The following is a 16,425-nucleotide window of genomic DNA, read 5'->3' as shown; positions in this document are numbered from 1 at the left end:
GGTCCTCCGCCGGAATCGTCACGTTGTCGTGGCCGACGATGAAGGACCGGATGTCCTCAAGAGTCCTCGCCGCATCCTCGATCAGGGTTTCCGCCGTCGGATGGTCCGAGGAGATGTCTCGCATGACCGCGGCGGGATCCTTGCTCGGATCGACCGCTCGGGCGGCCTCTGTGAAGGCGCTGCGATTCGCCCCCAGGTCCGCCGTACCCACCTCGAGGAGGCGTTCGATCGAGAGCCTAGACAGGTGCTCCGCCCACAGCATGCGTTCGTACTTCCTGCGACCCAGGGCGAACGTCTTCCGAATGCGCGGCTTGTACTTCGCCTGCAATTCCTGGTGGAATCCCTCGAGCGCCGCGGTGGCGACGGCGTTCGTGCGTTCCAAGCGGCGACGGGTTGCGGGCGGCACCTTCTCGAAGAAAGGGGGCAGCTCCTCCCGGTAGGAATCGATGATCCCCGACACGACCATCTCGCCCATCTCGTACTGGGTTTCCGCGAGTTGGCGAGTCGTGATCCGCCGCACGACATCCAGATAGGTAGGGACTTGGGCCTGGAGCTTCTCGGCGGACCGGAGGCGCGCGTCGAGCGGCGCGTACTCCTTCAGGAGGTAGTTGACGAGGTTCAGGGCTCCCACCGTGGCGAGGGGGCTCTCTCGCGGCTCCCGGGAACCCGCCAGCATGAACTGCTCCACGAGGAGCTTGCTGCGAAGGATGCCGAGCTCGAGACGAAGGTCGGGTGACAGCTCGTCCACATCGCCGACGGCGACGAGGGAGTTCAGGTCGCGGCGTATCCGCGCAAGGCGGCGCTGCATGGAGACGGGCCGCAGGTCCATGACCCGTCCGCCGTAGCGGTGGAGGCCATAGAATACCGCCTCGGTTGGGTTCGCCTCCCAGTAAGCCGTCAGGATTCCTTTGGCGAGCTTGGAAAAGGCCGACTTCGATGCGCGGCTTGCCGTCGACATCCCCCCAAGGCGGATGGACGCGCGTACGGATAAGCTTCCCGCAGCACCCGGCGCTGCGGTGCGCATGCAGGCGCCCGACACGAGAACCTATATAACAGCCGACCTGATTCGCCGCCGGAGAGAAGGGACTTGGCCATGGCCGCGAAGAAGGCCGCGGGCAAGGGGGATGACTGGTTCTCCTCCCTCGACGCGGAACTCGAGAAGAAGACGAAGGAGATCATCGAGGACGTGGGGGAGCAGACCGAGGTCCGCCTCGAGCTGAACCGGACGCTGATCGAGGATTTCTGGAAGGTCTGGAAGCGGTTCAACAAGATCAACGTCCACTTCACCATGGAGCCCTCGTACAGCAACTGGGGCGTGTTCTCCGAGACGTTCCCCGAGGGGGACTGGAAATGGCGGCCCGGGTTCAACCCGGCCGCGGTCCAATCCGTCCAGCTCCTGGATCGGTCCATGGACGAGGGCCGCGTCGGGGACGCGGTCAAGGTGAACTACGTCGAAGTCGACGGGAAGATCCACCTCAAGATGACGTTCGAGTACTCGGAGGGCGAGCACTACTACAAGTACAGCGGGTGGAAGCGGATTTGGACGATCCATACCCTGTACAACGCGGCGATCGACCGCGCGAGCCTCGACGATCTGCACAAGATCCTCGCGGACCTCGTCAAGGTGTGGTACGAGAGCCACCTGCGACGGAACCGGGACGTCCTGATCAAGTACCTCAAGCAGACCTACGAGAAGGTCGAGACGTTCAATCAGTAGCCGGCCCGGTTGAGAACAACTATCGTGCCTGATACCCAGTACACAGGCTATATCCTGGGCGCGCCCGCATCGCATCCGTCGTGGACACCCTTCTCCCGACCGCGCTCCTCTTCCTGTTCCTCGCGACGTTCGCCTTCACCTCGGTCGACTGGCATCTGCGGAAGAAGAAGCTGGGCGGAGCTATCGCCCTAAGCTGGGACTGTCCCCACTGCGGCCTGGTCAATGAGGCGGAACGCTCGGTCTGTTGGGACTGCGGCGCGGCGATCTCTGCGAACCGGTTCCTCCCCCAGATGGGCCCCGCGGCGGCGGACACCTGGCGCTGCGGCCGGTGCGGCGCGTGGAACGGCGCGAGCCGCCGCACGTGCTGGTCCTGCTCCAACGCGCCCACGAAGCAGCCGAAGCGGCAGGCCTAGGCCGGGACTCAGAGCACCCCGCGGTACATCCCGCCGTCCACCTGGATCACGTTCCCCGTGACGTAGGACGCGCGGTCCGAGAGGAGGAACGCCACGAAGTCCGCGATCTCCTCGGGTTTGCCGAAGCGGCCCATGGGGATCGCGCGCGCCTCCTCCTTCCCGATCTCCTCGACCGATCGCCCTTCCCGATCCGCGCGGACCCGGTGCAGCTCGATCAGGCGGTCCGTCCCGACCAAACCGGGCGCAATGGCATTGACCCGGATCCGGTCCGCGGCCAGCTCGCGGGACAGGGTCTTCACCAGGCCCACGACCGCAGCGCGCATCGCGTTGGACAGGAGGAGGTTGTCGAGCGGCTGCTTCACGCTGATCGAGGTGATGGCGACAATGGAGCCGCCGCCCCGGAGGCGCATCGCGGGCACGGACGCGCGGACCAGACGGACCGCGCTCATCAGGGTCAGGTCGTACGCCTTGGTCCACTGGTCCTCGGTCAGGGACTCGAACCGGCCCGTGGGGGGCCCGCCCGCGTTGACGACGAGTAGGTCGACCCCTCCGAACGCCGCGCGCGCCTTGTCCACGAACGCCATCGCGTCCCCGAGCTTGGAGACGTCCGCGGGCACCGGGAGCACCTCGGCGCCGGTCTCCTCGTGGATCCTCCGTGCCGTCTCCATGAGAGGACCCGCGGTCCGCGCACAGACCGCGACCTGACATCCTTCGCGCGCGAGATTCGCGGCGATCGCCCGTCCCATCCCCTGGCTCGCCGCGGCAACGAGGGCCACCTTGCCCTTCAGCCCAAGGTCCATGGACGTCGCACCGCCGCGGGGTTCTATGAACCTTCGTTCGGTCCCGGGCCTAGGCGGGCGGGCCGAGCTTCAGGAAGCTCCGGATCTCCCCGACGGGCTGGTACCCCAGGGTCGTGTACATGTCCCGGGGGGAGTCAAAGGGGTCCGTGAGAAGCACGCTGTACTCGCACCCCGCCGCCAGGGCGCGCTTGGAGATGTCGAAGACCAGGGTCCGGGCGACCCCGCGGTTCCGGAACTCGGGCATCGTGGCCACGTCGCCGATGTATGCGATCCGCCCACGCGGCCAGAGGGAGGTCGTACCCGCCGGGGTCTCGTGCACGTAGGCCACGTAATCGCGCTCGCCGAGGAGGGCCGCATGGTCGCGGGCGATCGCGAAGAGCTGGCCGGACGCCTCCCGGTCGTACTCGAGTCCGGTGAACACGCGCATCCGGAGACGTCGGTAGTCGTCTTCGGAGGCCTCCTTCCCCACCTCGCGGATCGCCACCTCGGGGTTCGTGATGCAGGCGGGGAGCCCGACCCGGGCCATCGCGAGTTCCGCGAGCGGACGGAAGCCGCGGGCAGCGAACACCTCCTGGTTCTCGAATGCGGACTGGGCGTCCTGGAACACGACGTTCCGGTGGCGCACCGCGGTGCCCGCGAACGCGTCATCCAGATCGTCCAGGATCTCGCCGACTCCCCCCGGCGGCATGCGCTCCACCCACGCCAGGTTGGCCAGGTGGATCCGCGGGAAGCGATCGTTTCGGATCGTGGCCCCGTAGGGCGTCCTGCGAACCGTGGCACCGGTCTCGGCCCACGTCCTCTCGAAATCCAGGCAGGCCCGAAGCAGCTCCGCGGTGTCCACGTCTCCGACGAAGGGGAGGGCCGAGATGAAGCTTTGCGGTCGGCCCTAGAAGCCGACGAAGAGGTCCAGCAGGATGCCGATGGCAATGAAGACGATCGCAACCGCGATCCAGAACTTCGCGTCCGGGCTGAGCTTCATGCAATCCACCGCCGCGCAGACCGCCCGGGGCTAATAGGATTTCGCGCCGCCGGCGCGGCACTTTCACCCACCCCGCCGAGACCCTTTATACCGCCGCAGCCTACCCAAAAACCGAGGCGAGAAATCGACACGCCTCGGGAACGTGATTCTACGAGAGAAGAACTGGCGCCCCATGTTCAGGACATCACCCGGGCGCTTGGCGGAAAAGTGAGCGAGTCGGAGATCGAGAAGGAGTTGTCCAGCTACCTGAACGTGTACCGCGTCTCCTTGGACACGGCGAAGCGGTCCATCGTGAAGAAGCATGGCGGGAACCCCTCCGGCCTGGCGGTCGGCATCAGCAAGACGATCCGCGAGCTCGTGCCGGGGGAGCAGTCCGTGAACCTCCTGGCCCGGATCGTGGCCGTGAACGAGAAGGACGTGACCGTGGAGAGCGGCACGAAACGGATCCTGTACGGCATCCTGGGCGACCCCTCGGCGACGATCCCCTTCACGGCCTGGGAGCCCCTGAACCTCACCCTGGCGAAGGGCGACGTGGTCCGGATCGGGAACGCGTACACGAAGGAGTACCGCGGCCAGGTCCAGGTCAACTTCGGCGTCCGCACGACCGTCTCCAAGGAGAAACCGGACGCCCTGCCGGAGTACAAGCCCGCTTCCGGCGGTGGCCTGCCCTACACGAGCAAGCCCACGGAGATGAAGGTCGTCGACCTGCGCCAGGGCGCGTCCAACGTGGCCGTGACCGCACGGATCCTGTCCGTGGAGGCCCGCGAGGTCGACGTGGATGGCGCGAAGAAGTCCGTGTATAGCGGCGTGCTCGCCGACGCGACGGGCAAGAGCCAGTTCAGCGCCTGGAAGGACTTCGGCCTGAAGGAGAACGACGTCCTGCGCATCGAAGGCGCCTACGTGAAGTCCTGGCGGGGCATCCCCCAGGTCAGCTTCGACGACCGCGCCTCCGTCGCCAAGCTCAAGGACGACGCCCTTCCCGCGGCGGACCAGGTGGGCGAGAGCCCGCGGATGTGGATCGAGGACCTCGCGGAGCGCGGGGGCGGTGTCGACGTGACCGTCCGCGGCATCCTGATCGACCTGCGCGAGGGCTCCGGCCTCGTGTACCGCTGCCCCGAGTGCAACCGCGTCCTGCGGAAGAACGCGTGCCGCATCCACGGCGAGGTCAAGGGCAACGCGGACCTGCGCGTGAAGGCCGTCCTGGACGACGGCAGCGGCGCCCTGACCGCCGTCTTCAACCGCGAGCTCACGGAGGCCCTTCTGGACAAGACCATGGACGCGGCGATCGCCCAGGCCAAGGAGGCCATGTCCGTGGACGTCGTCCGGGACGAGCTCTCGGACCTCCTCGTCGCCCAGCCCATCGAGGCCCGCGGGAACGTCACCTCGGACGACTACGGGCTCATGATGATCGTGGACTCGGCCAAGCTCCTCCGCGTGGACGTGCAGACGGAGGCGCGTGAGATGCTCGAGCAGATGGAGGGACCCGCATGATGCGAGAGGTCGCCTGGCGGCTCTTCGCCGGCGAGTACAACGACGCGAACCTCGAGGTCGAGGGCACGGGCGAACGCGCTCCGTCCTACGTGGTCACGCCCCTGGGCGCCAAGGTGAACCGCATCTTCGTCGTGGGCGTGATCACGGACATCGAGAACGTGGGGACGGACATGCAGCCCATGTGGCGCGCCCGGGTATCCGACCCCACGGGGACGTTCCACGTGTACGCGGGCCAGTACCAGCCTGAGGCCGCCGCGGCCCTGTCCAAGCTCAAACCGCCCGTCTTCGGCGCCATCGTGGGCAAGAGCCGCGTCTACCAGCCCGATTCCGGCGGCACGTACACGTCGATCCGGCCCGAGGTGATCAAGGCGGTCGACGAGCGCGTGCGGGACTTCTGGATCCTCGAGGCCTGCCGCTCCATGCGGAAGCGCCTCGACGCCATGTCGGAGGCCCAGAAGATGGAGCCCCTCACGAAGGAGGGGTTGACCCAGATCGGCGTGAAGCAGGCCCTCGCGGAGGGCATCGTCCAGGCCGCGGGCCACTACGGCAAGGCGGACCTGGCGCGGTACACCGCGATGCTCGCGGAGGCCCTGCGCTACCTCCTACCGGAGTACCGCGAGGGGCGGCCCCCCGAGGCCGAGCCCACGGCGGCGGAGCCCGGGGCCAAGCCCGAAGCCAAGGAGCCCGAGGAGCCCAACGCGGACGAGGACCGGGTCCTCGAGGTGATCACGGCCCTCGACAAGGACGGCAAGGGGGCCCCATGGGAGGGCATCCTGGATGCCGCCGGCAAGGCCGGGGTCGCCAAGGACAAGCTCGAGGAGTCGATCAACAGCCTGCTCGATAAGGGCCTGATCTACGAGCCCATCCTGGGGCGCATGAAGAAGATCTAGGAGGCGCCGTGCGGACCCCGGCGGCAAGGATTCATGCGCCCGCAAGGCATGAGGCCTTGCCGCATGGAGAACCGGGGAGTCGTGGCGGACCCCACATCAGCCGCAGGGCCACCGCATACGGCTGCGGATCTGGAGCTGGCGCACTGGCGCCGGGCACTCACGATCCTGGCGGGCCTATGTGCGGCCTCCTTCGTCCTCTGGCTCGTCGTTGTCTTCGCCGGTCCACTGGGACCGCTCACGGGAGACGCCGCCACGGCCCTCCTGAGTTCCGTGGTCCTGGCCTGGGTCGTCGTCGACCTCGTCGTCAGGAGCCTGTCCCGCCGAGACATGGCCCGGAGCTGAGCGCACAGCTCACTTCGGGGGCTCCCGCCCCTCCGCGATCGCCTTGATCCGCTGCAGAGCGTGCTCGACGCCTTCCGCGGCGTGCGTCGTGAAGGGCCGGGTGCCGAGCTTCAGGAGGCCCGTCAGGGTGACCTCGTACACGGCGGAGAGCTCCGTGGTGCCATCCCCCCGCGGCGTCACGGACACGGTCTTCGTCCCCCTCATGGGACCCTCGAGGAGCTCGTGGACGACGCGGACGGGCGGTTCCAGCGTCACGCGCTCCCGTTCCGTCCGGTCCCGGAAGGCGAGCGTGACCTCCCGCTCGACCACGTTGCCGCTGGACGCGAGCGTCCGCACGGCCTTCGTGCCCTTCCAGATCTCGGGCTCGCGGTCCAGGGCCGAGGCCAGGGACCAGACCGTCTGCGGGTCGGCAGCGATCGTCACGGACTTCTCGATGCGCGCCATGCCGGTGCGACACCGCGCTGGGCCATAAACCCCGCGCTCAGTACGTCAGGGTGGCCTTGCAGGACCAGCACTTGTGGGCGGACGTCCCCACGCGAGCCCCGCAGTTCGCGCAACGGCGGACCCCGGGCTGCACCCGCTGGGCGCGCTCGAGGCGGTGCACGCCGAGCTTGCTCATCACGAAGCCGCCGGCCCCCGCGCCTAGGGCGAGGCCCAGGGCGACGATCTCCTGGTAGGAATTGAACCACCAGAGGAGCTCGGCCACGTACAATCCGAGGAAGCCGCCGAGGTAGCAGCCCACGAAGCCCAGGGAACCCAGGAACGTCCGGCGCGCCGCGATGGCCCCGACCGCGAAGAGGCCGAAGCCCAGGAAGAAGAGACGGAACTCCAAGTAGGGGACGTACGTGGACACGAAGTATCCCGCCAGCGCGGAACCGAGGAAGGACACGAAGATGGCTAGCACGAATCCCGTCAGGGGGTTGCGGTAGGGAACCGAGGCCATGGAAGAACCCCGCCGGGGCGCCAACCCCGGGTGCCCTTCAAGTAGCTACCGCCGTCGCTATCACGCCGTGATAATGAGGAAAGGTCAGGCCATCATCTGGAGAATGGCCTCGACGGCAGCGAGGGAGGCGCGGATTGCCACCCGGTCCGGGGCATCCGGGCATCGGTCCAGGTAGAAGCGCAGGTCCCCGCGCGCCTCCGCGAACCGGTTCATCCGGTACGCCAGGAGGCCGCGATCCCGGTGGTCCACGGCGCTCTCCGGATTCAGGTACAGCATCTTCTCGATCACGGGCCAGGCGCGGTCCGGGCGGTCCAGGGTGAGGTAATTCCGCTTCAGGTTGTTCAGCATCCGCGCCAGGAGCTGCCGCTTCCGGACGGGGCTCAGGGACTCCTCGGAGAAGGGGACGCTGTCCCCGTACACGCCCTGGACGAGACGCTCGCAGTCCTCGGCGTCCAGCGGCTGCCCGCCATGGAAGGGGTCCAGGAGCGCGGACGACGTGTCCCTTCGGGCCTCCACGATGAAGTGCCCGGGCAGCCCGATACCGACGACCGTGAGGCCGATGCGCCGCGCGACCTCGATGTAGACCGCGCTCAGCGTGATCGGGATGCCGAGGCGTCGGTCCAGCACCTCGTTCAGGTACGAGTTGCGCGGGTCGAAGTAGTCCTCCGTGTTCCCCCGGAACCCGAGCTCGCCGAACAGATGCCCGTTGAGCGCCTGGACCATCTCCCACAGCGAGCTGTCCTCCCCCAGGCGTTCCCGGAGCGGCGTCGCCATCTCGTCGAGCCGGCGCAGGTAGCCCGGGATGTCGAGGCCGGGGTACGCGTCCTCCGCGATGAGCAGGGCCGCCTCCCCGAGGTCGATCCCCGACTCCGGTTGGTCCACCACGCGGGCGAACCGCGTGATGTTTGACAAAGAAGCGGTCGTCTCCATCCGGGCCCGGGCTTCCTAGGGCAGCCGCGGTCATAAGGTTTCACGGATTCCGGATGCGGTCACGACGCGTCCTCACGCGCGCCCGCGCGCGCCAGGCCGTGCGTGCGGAGACCCCGCCGCGGCGTGCCCTCGGAGCCGCGGACGTAGGTACGCACCCGCACGGCGCTCGCGCTCCGCGCGTTTTACAAAAAGCCTTTATCTCGACGATTCGCTCTGCGACCTTCGAGTGGGATGGCTCTAACGGAAGACGAAGCTTGGACGAGCTCGAGCGCTCTCCCGGCCGAAGGGACGAGGGACGAGCCCATCGTAATCCGGAAGGTGCCCACGGGCATCGCGGACCTCGACAGCATCGTGGACGGCGGCTTCCCCAGCGGCTCTACGGTCCTCCTCAAGGGGGACATCGGCGCGGGCATGCAGGAGTTCGCGTACACGGCGGCCTCCAAGATCGCGATCGTGAACGAGCGTCCGGGTGCCTGGCACTACTACCTCGGGGACCACTGTGACACGTCCGACCTTCCGTCCAAGATCGCGTACGTGACCTTCTCGCGGTCGCGCGAGACGGTCCTCACGGAACTCGCGACGTCCTTCAACTCGGAGTACTTCTACGCGTTCCGCGACCGGACCATCTTCAAGGACTTCTCCTCCACGTACTACCGGCACTCCGTCGTTCCGCAGACGTGGACCCACCAGGACGCGTTCGACCTGCCCTCGACGAACATCCTGGAGGAACTCGTCACGTTCCTGGAGGAGGAGGGGCAGGGCTCCATGGTCGTCATCGACTCGATCACGGACCTCGCCGTCTCCGACGCGGTGGAAATGCGGGACCTCGTGACCACGGTCAAGGGCCTCCAGCGTGCGGCGAAGAAGTGGGACGGCCTCGTGTACCTCCTGCTGACGAACGGGATCCTGGAGCCGCGGTACGAGCAGATGCTCATGGACTCCACGGACGGCTGCCTCGTGTTCGAGTGGAAGACGTCCCAGCGGTCGTCCACGCGCCAACGGTACATGTACCTGGAGAAGTTCATTGGCGTGCTGCCCCACCTGCCGCGGGACAAGATCGCGCGGTTCCCTACGATGATCTCGGCCAACCAGGGACTCGTGGTCGTCTACATGGAGCGCATCTCGTGAGGTGATCGGTTGAGCGAGGTGGAAGCTGCAGCCCCGAAGGACTCGGACGCGGCGCCGACGGCGGATCTCGTGCTCACGGGCATCGACGGCCTGGACGAGATGCTGGGCGGCGGGGTGCCGCGAGGGCATATCATCACGGTCATGGGGTCCTTCGGCACGGGCAAGACCACGTTCGGGATGCAGTTCCTCATGCAGGGGCTGATCAACGGGGAGAAGGGGATCTTCATCTCCCTGGAGGAGGACGTGGAGTCGATCACCGCGAACGCGGCGTCCTTCGGCTGGGACCTGCGTCCCCACTTGAAGGAGAAGAAGCTCGCCGTGATCAAGCTCGAGCCTGCCGATGCCAAGGCGACCGTCACCCGCGTGAAGTCGGAGCTCCCGGAGTTCATCAAGAAGTTCAACGCCACGCGGGTCGTCGTGGACTCGGTCAGCCTGCTGAACATGCTGTTCGCGGATGACGGGGAGCGACGGGCGCGTCTGTTCGGGCTGTGCCAGCAGCTCAAGACGACCGGGGCCACGTGCATCTTCACCGCAGAGGTCAAGGACGACAACCCCCGGAGCAGCCGGGACGGGCTCGTCGAGTACGTTTCGGACGGCGTGATTGGCCTCCGGTTCAACGAGCGCGAGAACGGGGAGGTCCAGCTCGTGCTCCAGATCATGAAGATGCGGCGCCTGCAGCACCCTCGGGCCATCAAGCCGTACAGCATCACGGACCAGGGCCTGGAGGTCCACGGGGACATGGAGGTCTTCTGACCTCCCGCGGTTGCGAGATTTCGTCTTCCCGAAACGCGGACGGCCCGGGCGGCCCGGAGACCATTTATAGGACCGGCTGCCTCAGGGGACCCGGGCCTTCTCGTGAAACTCGTTGCATTTGACCTCGAAAACACATTGATTTTCAACGAATTTCTGCCGGAACTTGCCTCTTTGCTAGGCAGGGAGGACGAGGTCGCGGAGATCACGCGCGCGGGCATCGACGGCCGGATCGACTGGGAGGACGGGTTCCGCCGGCGGGCCGCCCTCCTGCGCGGCCTGACCCAAGCCCAGGTGCTCAGGGCCGCGCGCCACCTGCGGCCGGTGCCTGGCGCGCAGGAGTTCGTCCACTGGCTGCGCGGCCAGGGGAGCAAGGTGGCCATCGTCACGGGCGGCCCACGGGAGGTCGCCGAGGCCGCCATGGTCCTGTTCGAGGCGGATGCGATCTTCAGCAACGAGTTCGTCTTCGAGGCGGGATCGTTCACGGGGGACGTCCGAGTCCACGTGAGCCCCGGATTGAAGGGCGACATCGTCCGCGGGCTCGCGGCCCGATGGGGCATCGGCAAGGAGGACATCCTCGCCTTCGGCGACGGGCTCATGGACGCCCCTCTCCTGGCCGAGGCCGCCGTGCGGATCGGAATCAACTCGAACGGGAAGCTCCGGGACCACGTGGACTTCGAGCCCCGCGACTACGTGGATGCACGGGAGTGGCTCGTCGAGAAAGGTGCCTTGCACGGAACGAAAGGGGACAAAAAGGACTAAGTACGCTTCGCGCCAACCACGGTCCTGCATGCGGGTGGGCATCCTCCTGTACGACGGCGTCGAGGAGCTCGACGTGGTGGGCGTGTACGAGGTCCTCGCCAAGGCGAAGCAGCTCCACCCCCAGCTCGACCTCACCGTGCGGACGCGGGCCCGGAAGGAGACAATCACCGCGGCCCTGGGCATGAAGATGCTGGCCCATGAGGTCCGCGCGGATTTCGACGACCTGGACCTCCTCGTTATCCCGGGCGGCCCGGGACGCGAGGAGGTGGTAAAGGATCTCGGCCTCCTGGACGAAATCCTGGCCTTCGGCACGGAGAAGCCCATCGCGAGCGTCTGTACCGGCGCGGTGATCCTGAAAGAGGCGGGTCTCCTCGCGGGACGCAAGGTCACGACCCACCACAACGCGCGGGACGAGCTGCGAGACGTCGCCACAGTCGTCGAGGACCGCGTCGTGGAGGACGACCTGGTCACGACGGCCGGTGGCGTGTCGGCGTCGATCGACCTCGGACTTCACCTCCTGAAGAAGTATTTCGATGGTGAGCTGGCGGATGAGGTCGCCGCCCGCATCGAGTACGTTCCACCGAAGCTTGCATGAGGACCGAGCTGCTCTCGATCCGATGAGAAGTGCGGGGCATCGCGCGCGACTGATGCCTACGGGTCGAGCGGCGCCAGCGCCTGGTGGAATCCGCTTGCTCCTAGACCGAAGGGCTAAGCAAGCAGAGGCCCTTCGCGGGCTCGATGCGCTTCCTGGCAGACGCGGAGATCGGCCCTGACGGATCGACCCAGGTATTCGTCCGGCCGTTGGAGGGGTGCTACAGTCGAGCACCCACCTTGGATGAGGCCATGGGGAAGATCCCAGGAAAGGTGAAAGCCCACCTTGATTGGTTCAGCGCCCACGGGCAACGTGTCCCGCGGGAATGGCGCGAGGCGACCGTCGATCTGTGCGAGACAATCCAAGGGGACTGGCCCGTCAACCTCGGAGACAGTGTGGCGTTGTTCGGCTGTGACCGAGGGCCTATGACGGATGAGGAGATTGCCAGGGACCTAGCGTGGATGGCGTTCTCCTGGCGGGACTTCCTCGACCTGCGCAAGAACGTGCCCCGAGGGGCCTGGGGATACCAGCCTTGTGGCGCGCTCCGATCCCCGCGGCGGATCGTCATCCACAACGCTCTCGTCATGGTCTGGTACATCATGAAGCTCCGCGAGCCCACGGACCCGTCGTTCCACTGGCCTCGGGGGATGTCCATGTGGCAAGACGTGCGAGCCGCGGAACGAGGCGACCTCTCGGAAGCCCGACTGACGTCCCTCCGCGAGGCTTGCGTGTACCGCCTGGGACATCTTCGACCGTTGGAGAAGGCGGGTCGCGTGACCCATCACACACCCGGGGGGTGGACGGGGCGGACGGAGGCCGAGGATTGGACGGCTCGTAAGGTCTTCCGCCGATTCCTCTGGCACGAGCGGCTCCACATGCGGACGATCGAGAAGCTGGCCCGGGCGTATCGGTCCACGCGCTGACGCGGGCTGACCCAAACCCCTTTTATCCGGCCCCCTTTAGGGCCCCCCATGAAATTCCTTCGGAAGGGCAAGGTCAAGGAGGTCTACGAGGTCTCCGAGGACGAACTCGAGTTCGTCTTCACGGACCAGATCAGCGTCTTCGACAAGATCATCCCGAGCATGATCCCGAACAAGGGAGAGACCCTCTGCCGGACGTCCGCCCATTGGTTCCAGGTCGTGAAGGATCTCGGGATCCGCACGCACTTCCTCCGGCTCAGCGGACCGAACCGAATGCGCGTGAAGCGCGTCCAGGTGATTCCGGACTACGACCAGATCAGCCCGAAATCGAAGAACTTCCTGATCCCCCTCGAGGTCATCGCCCGATACTACGTCGCGGGGTCCATGCACGACCGGCTGAAGTCCGGCAGGGTCCGTCCCGAAGACGTGGGCTTCCCCAAGGGACACGTGCCCGCCTATGGAGAGCCCTTCCCGGAGCCGTTTGTCGAGGTGACGACCAAGCTCGAGAAGGTGGACCGCGAGCTCACGCGCCAGGAGGCCCTGGAGATCTCCAAGCTCTCGGAGCGCGAGTACGACGACCTGGTGTCCGCGGTCCTCAAGATCGACGCGAAGATCAACTCGGACGTGAAGGGGCGCGGTCTGATCCACGTGGACGGGAAGAAGGAGTTCGCGATGTACAGGGAACGGAAGCTCATGCTCGTGGACACGTTCGGCACCGCGGACGAGGACCGATGGTGGGACGCCGCCGCGTACCTGAAGGGCGAGCACGTCGAGCTAAGCAAGGAGTTCGTCCGGCAATACTATAGGAAGACCGGGTACCATCAGGCGCTCATGGACGCGCGGGCGGCGAAGAAGCCGGAGCCGGATATCCCCGCCCTGCCGGACGACGTCGTGCGGCAGGTGAGCGACCTCTACGTGAACCTGTTCGAGCGCCTGACGGGCGAGCGGTTCCGGTGACGTGGGACGCCATGGGAAAACACTTTTAGCGGCCGCGGGGATATCGAGCGCGTTCGGGGGCGCCTTCGTTGGAACAGATGGTCTACGTCGACGGCAAGTTCTACCCTCAGTCGGAAGCCAAGATCAGCGTCTTCGACCACGGCCTCCTGTACGGGGACGGAGTCTTCGAGGGGATCCGCGCGTACAACGGGCGGATCTTCAAGCTCGAGCAGCACGTCAACCGCCTGTTCAACAGCGCGAAGGCCATCGACCTCAAGATCCCGCACACGAAGGAGGAGATGGCGAACATCATCCTCGAGACCTGCCGCCGGAACGGCATGAAGGAAGGCTACCTCCGGCCCGTGATCACGCGCGGCCCGGGCGACCTGGGACTCGACCCGCGGAAGTGCAAGCGCGGCCCAAGCATCATCGTAATCGCTCAGCCCGGGATCGCCCTGCTCAGCAAGAGCGAGAAGGGGCTGCGGATGACGACGTCCTCCTACCGCCGCGTCCCGCCCCAGAGCCTGAGCCCGTCCATCAAGTCGCTGAACTACCTGAACAACATCATGGCGAAGGTGGAGGCGAACCAGTACGGGGCGGACGAGGCGCTGCTCCTCGACATCCACGGCTACGTCTCCGAGGCGAGCGCGGAGAACTTCTTCATCGTGAAGAACCACACGCTGACCACGCCGTGGTCGAGCACGAACCTGCCGGGCGTCACGCGCGAGACCGTCCTGGAGATCGCGCCTCAGCTGGGGTTCAAGGCGGAGGAACGGCTGTTCGCTCTCTACGACGTCTGGTCCGCGGACGAGGCGTTCCTCACGGGGACCGCGGCGGAGATCGGCCCCGTGGTCGAGCTCGACGGACGGCAGATCGGCGAAGGGAAGCCCGGGCCGGTGACGAAGGCCATCACGAAGGCGTTCCGCGATCTCGTCATGAGCACGGGCACGCCCATCTGAGCCGGAGCCGACCCCTCGCCTCCCCGTGCGCGAGGCAAACCTTAATCGGATGAGGGAGATGGGGCCGGCGGACCCGCCATGAAGTTCCTCGAGTACAAGGCGAAGGCGATCTTCGCGAAGTACGGCATCCCCGTGCCCCGCGGCATCGTCGCGTCCCGGCGGGAGGAGATCCACGATCCGCCGCTGCCGTGCATGGTGAAGGCCCAGGTCCTCATCGGCGGCCGAGGCAAGGCCGGCGGGATCAAGCCCGCCCGTTCGATCGAGGAAGCCCGCACCGTGGCCTCCCAGATCCTCGGCATGGACATCAAGGGCTACACGGTCAAGATGGTGTACCTCGAGGAGCTCCTAGACCTCGAGAAGGAGCTCTACCTCAGCTTCACGATCGATCGCTCCGCTCGCGAGCCGCTCCTGATCGCGAGCGCGATGGGCGGCATGGAGATCGAGGCCGTGCCGCACGAGCAGCTCTTCATGCAGCACATCCCCACCCTGATCGGGTTGCAGCCCTACGTCCTGCGGTCTCTGACGAAGCGGCTCGGGCTCGCCGACCACGTCGGCGACCAGATCGAGGACATCGCCCGCAAGGCGTACGATCTGTTCCGCAAGGAGGACGCGGAGCTCGTGGAGATCAACCCGCTCGTTGTCACGAAGGGCGGCCGGGTCGTCGCCGGGGACGCGAAGCTCATCGTGGACGACAACGCGGAGTACCGCCACCTGGAGTACGCGAAGCTGGACCAGGACCGCACGCCCCTCGAGGAGGAGGCCCACGAGAAGGGGATCACGTTCATCCAGCTCGACGGGGACATTGGGGTCATCGCGAACGGCGCAGGCCTGACGATGGCCACGCTCGACGTCCTGAACCTGAAGGGCGGGAAGGGTGGCACGTTCCTCGACCTCGGCGGCACGGACGACCCGGACAAGGTGGCCCAGGCCTTCGAGCTCCTGATCAAGGCGAAGCCGTCCGTGATCCTGCTGAACATCTTTGGCGGGATCACGAAGGCAGACACGGTCGCCCTCGGGGTGAAGCAGGCCCTCGAGGTCATGCACGCGAACGTGCCCGTCGTCGCGCGGATTAAGGGTGTGAACGAGGACAAGGCGAAGCAGATCCTCCACGACATCGGCATGCATCCGGCAGAGACCATGGAGGAGGCCGCGGAGCTCGCGGTCCAGGTCAAGCAGGGAGGCACGTGAGATGTCTGTCCTCCTGACGAAGCACTCCCGCGTCGTCGTCCAGGGGATCACGGGTCACCAGGGCCAGTTCCACACGCGCTCGATGCTCGACTTCGGCACGAAAGTCGTCGCAGGCACGTCGCCCGGGAAGGCGGGGACCAAGGTCGAAGGCGTGCCCGTCTACGAGAGCGTCCAGCAGGCCGTCGACAAGAAGCGCGCGAACGCTTCGATCATCTTCGTCCCCGCGCCGTACACGAAGGACGCGGCCATCGAGGCCATGGAGGCCGGCTTGAAGCTTGTGGTCATCATCACGGAGCGCATCCCGTTCCACGACACCCTCGAGTTCATCCCCTACGCGCGGACGAAGGGCGCCGTGGTCATCGGGCCGAACTGTCCGGGGATCATCACGCCCGGCGAGTCCAAGATGGGCATCATGCCGAGCCACATCTTCAAAGCGGGGGACTGCGGCGTGATTAGCCGCAGCGGCACCCTGACGTACGAGATCGTGAATGCGATGACCCAGGGAGGGTTCGGGCAGTCCACGTGCGTCGGGATCGGTGGCGACCCCATCATCGGCACGAACACCCACGAGGCGCTCGAGCTGTTCCAGAGGGACCGCAAGACGAAGCGGATCGTGGTCGTGGGAGAGATTGGCGGTACCGCGGAGGAGGAGGCTGCGGCGTACATCAAGAAGAACGTCACGAAG

The 16,425-nt window shown here is 66.6% G+C and carries 20 protein-coding genes; 14 read left to right on the top strand and 6 right to left on the bottom strand.

The window, feature by feature from the left end:
- On the bottom strand, window positions 1–958 hold a 958-nt coding region (locus VEY12_06530), incomplete at its 3' end, for a DUF885 family protein (protein HYM39781.1).
- 135 nt (window positions 959–1,093) lie between these two features.
- Between VEY12_06530 and VEY12_06525 the strand changes: the two genes are divergently transcribed.
- Complete coding sequence (locus VEY12_06525; GenBank protein ID HYM39780.1) at window positions 1,094–1,717, top strand: hypothetical protein; 624 nt, start codon at window positions 1,094–1,096, stop codon at window positions 1,715–1,717.
- Window positions 1,718–1,797: 80 nt separating this feature from the next.
- Window positions 1,798–2,130, top strand: coding sequence for a zinc finger protein (locus VEY12_06520; GenBank protein HYM39779.1), 333 nt, complete (start codon window positions 1,798–1,800; stop codon window positions 2,128–2,130).
- An 8-nt stretch (window positions 2,131–2,138) separates the two neighbouring features.
- Here VEY12_06520 and VEY12_06515 read toward each other — a convergent pair whose 3' ends face one another.
- Both VEY12_06515 and VEY12_06510 read right to left on the bottom strand, forming a co-directional pair.
- Window positions 2,139–2,930 carry an SDR family oxidoreductase gene (locus tag VEY12_06515; protein ID HYM39778.1) on the bottom strand — a complete coding sequence of 264 codons (792 nt, stop codon included), beginning with the start codon at window positions 2,928–2,930 and terminating at the stop codon, window positions 2,139–2,141.
- A 49-nt stretch (window positions 2,931–2,979) separates the two neighbouring features.
- Window positions 2,980–3,771, bottom strand: a complete 792-nt coding sequence (locus VEY12_06510) for a GNAT family N-acetyltransferase (protein ID HYM39777.1) — start codon at window positions 3,769–3,771, stop codon at window positions 2,980–2,982.
- A gap of 345 nt (window positions 3,772–4,116) precedes the next feature.
- Between VEY12_06510 and VEY12_06505 the strand changes: the two genes are divergently transcribed.
- The 3 genes from VEY12_06505 to VEY12_06495 all read left to right on the top strand — a co-directional run bounded on the left by VEY12_06505 (window position 4,117) and on the right by VEY12_06495 (window position 6,632).
- Window positions 4,117–5,400, top strand: a complete 1,284-nt coding sequence (locus VEY12_06505; GenBank protein HYM39776.1) for a DNA-binding protein — start codon at window positions 4,117–4,119, stop codon at window positions 5,398–5,400.
- On the top strand, window positions 5,397–6,290 hold the full coding sequence (locus VEY12_06500; GenBank protein HYM39775.1) for a hypothetical protein: 894 nt from the start codon (window positions 5,397–5,399) through the stop codon (window positions 6,288–6,290). The genes VEY12_06505 and VEY12_06500 overlap by 4 nt, the downstream gene beginning before the upstream one ends.
- A gap of 63 nt (window positions 6,291–6,353) precedes the next feature.
- Window positions 6,354–6,632: a hypothetical protein gene (locus VEY12_06495; GenBank protein HYM39774.1), complete on the top strand. Its 279-nt coding sequence runs from the start codon at window positions 6,354–6,356 to the stop codon at window positions 6,630–6,632.
- Window positions 6,633–6,641: 9 nt separating this feature from the next.
- Here the strand turns inward: VEY12_06495 and VEY12_06490 are convergent, their stop codons facing one another.
- The 3 genes from VEY12_06490 to VEY12_06480 all read right to left on the bottom strand — a co-directional run bounded on the left by VEY12_06490 (window position 6,642) and on the right by VEY12_06480 (window position 8,505).
- Window positions 6,642–7,076: an SRPBCC family protein gene (locus VEY12_06490; protein ID HYM39773.1), complete on the bottom strand. Its 435-nt coding sequence runs from the start codon at window positions 7,074–7,076 to the stop codon at window positions 6,642–6,644.
- A 37-nt stretch (window positions 7,077–7,113) separates the two neighbouring features.
- Entirely contained in the window at window positions 7,114–7,575 is a 462-nt protein-coding gene (locus VEY12_06485) for a hypothetical protein (GenBank protein ID HYM39772.1), read from the bottom strand.
- A gap of 84 nt (window positions 7,576–7,659) precedes the next feature.
- Window positions 7,660–8,505, bottom strand: coding sequence for a tetratricopeptide repeat protein (locus VEY12_06480; GenBank protein HYM39771.1), 846 nt, complete (start codon window positions 8,503–8,505; stop codon window positions 7,660–7,662).
- A gap of 231 nt (window positions 8,506–8,736) precedes the next feature.
- Between VEY12_06480 and VEY12_06475 the strand changes: the two genes are divergently transcribed.
- From VEY12_06475 to sucD, 9 genes are all read left to right on the top strand, one after another.
- Entirely contained in the window at window positions 8,737–9,633 is an 897-nt protein-coding gene (locus VEY12_06475; GenBank protein ID HYM39770.1) for a hypothetical protein, read from the top strand.
- Window positions 9,634–9,651: 18 nt separating this feature from the next.
- A complete protein-coding gene (locus VEY12_06470) occupies window positions 9,652–10,386 on the top strand; it encodes a KaiC domain-containing protein (GenBank protein ID HYM39769.1) in 735 nt (244 codons plus the stop codon).
- Between the two features lie 102 nt (window positions 10,387–10,488).
- Window positions 10,489–11,145: an HAD family phosphatase gene (locus VEY12_06465; protein HYM39768.1), complete on the top strand. Its 657-nt coding sequence runs from the start codon at window positions 10,489–10,491 to the stop codon at window positions 11,143–11,145.
- A 28-nt stretch (window positions 11,146–11,173) separates the two neighbouring features.
- A complete protein-coding gene (locus tag VEY12_06460) occupies window positions 11,174–11,740 on the top strand; it encodes a DJ-1/PfpI family protein (GenBank protein HYM39767.1) in 567 nt (188 codons plus the stop codon).
- Window positions 11,741–11,883: 143 nt separating this feature from the next.
- A complete protein-coding gene (locus VEY12_06455; GenBank protein HYM39766.1) occupies window positions 11,884–12,660 on the top strand; it encodes a hypothetical protein in 777 nt (258 codons plus the stop codon).
- A 48-nt stretch (window positions 12,661–12,708) separates the two neighbouring features.
- The gene (locus VEY12_06450) at window positions 12,709–13,614 is read left to right on the top strand and encodes a phosphoribosylaminoimidazolesuccinocarboxamide synthase (GenBank protein ID HYM39765.1); all 906 of its coding nucleotides are present in this window, start codon (window positions 12,709–12,711) and stop codon (window positions 13,612–13,614) included.
- Between the two features lie 77 nt (window positions 13,615–13,691).
- Entirely contained in the window at window positions 13,692–14,552 is an 861-nt protein-coding gene (gene ilvE, locus VEY12_06445; protein ID HYM39764.1) for a branched-chain-amino-acid transaminase, read from the top strand.
- A gap of 78 nt (window positions 14,553–14,630) precedes the next feature.
- A complete protein-coding gene (gene sucC, locus VEY12_06440) occupies window positions 14,631–15,740 on the top strand; it encodes an ADP-forming succinate--CoA ligase subunit beta (protein HYM39763.1) in 1,110 nt (369 codons plus the stop codon).
- Window position 15,741: 1 nt separating this feature from the next.
- The coding region (gene sucD / locus VEY12_06435; GenBank protein ID HYM39762.1) for a succinate--CoA ligase subunit alpha at window positions 15,742–16,425 on the top strand (684 nt) is incomplete at its 3' end.

The sequence above is a fragment of the Thermoplasmata archaeon genome, from assembly GCA_035632695.1.
Lineage (GTDB): Archaea > Thermoplasmatota > Thermoplasmata > RBG-16-68-12 > RBG-16-68-12 > RBG-16-68-12.
The sequence above is the reverse complement of the archived record's forward strand: the minus strand, read 5'-3'. Positions and strand labels throughout refer to the sequence as shown.

Coding starts and splice junctions, on each gene's coding strand:
- VEY12_06525 (HYM39780.1), top strand. CDS start 1,094: ATGGCCGCGAAGAAGGCCGCGGGCAAGGGGGATGACTGGTTCTCCTCC.
- VEY12_06515 (HYM39778.1), bottom strand. CDS start 2,930: ATGGACCTTGGGCTGAAGGGCAAGGTGGCCCTCGTTGCCGCGGCGAGC.
- VEY12_06500 (HYM39775.1), top strand. CDS start 5,397: ATGATGCGAGAGGTCGCCTGGCGGCTCTTCGCCGGCGAGTACAACGAC.
- VEY12_06495 (HYM39774.1), top strand. CDS start 6,354: ATGGAGAACCGGGGAGTCGTGGCGGACCCCACATCAGCCGCAGGGCCA.
- VEY12_06490 (HYM39773.1), bottom strand. CDS start 7,076: ATGGCGCGCATCGAGAAGTCCGTGACGATCGCTGCCGACCCGCAGACG.
- VEY12_06485 (HYM39772.1), bottom strand. CDS start 7,575: ATGGCCTCGGTTCCCTACCGCAACCCCCTGACGGGATTCGTGCTAGCC.
- VEY12_06480 (HYM39771.1), bottom strand. CDS start 8,505: ATGGAGACGACCGCTTCTTTGTCAAACATCACGCGGTTCGCCCGCGTG.
- VEY12_06475 (HYM39770.1), top strand. CDS start 8,737: ATGGCTCTAACGGAAGACGAAGCTTGGACGAGCTCGAGCGCTCTCCCG.
- VEY12_06460 (HYM39767.1), top strand. CDS start 11,174: ATGCGGGTGGGCATCCTCCTGTACGACGGCGTCGAGGAGCTCGACGTG.
- VEY12_06455 (HYM39766.1), top strand. CDS start 11,884: ATGCGCTTCCTGGCAGACGCGGAGATCGGCCCTGACGGATCGACCCAG.
- VEY12_06450 (HYM39765.1), top strand. CDS start 12,709: ATGAAATTCCTTCGGAAGGGCAAGGTCAAGGAGGTCTACGAGGTCTCC.
- ilvE (HYM39764.1), top strand. CDS start 13,692: ATGGTCTACGTCGACGGCAAGTTCTACCCTCAGTCGGAAGCCAAGATC.
- sucC (HYM39763.1), top strand. CDS start 14,631: ATGAAGTTCCTCGAGTACAAGGCGAAGGCGATCTTCGCGAAGTACGGC.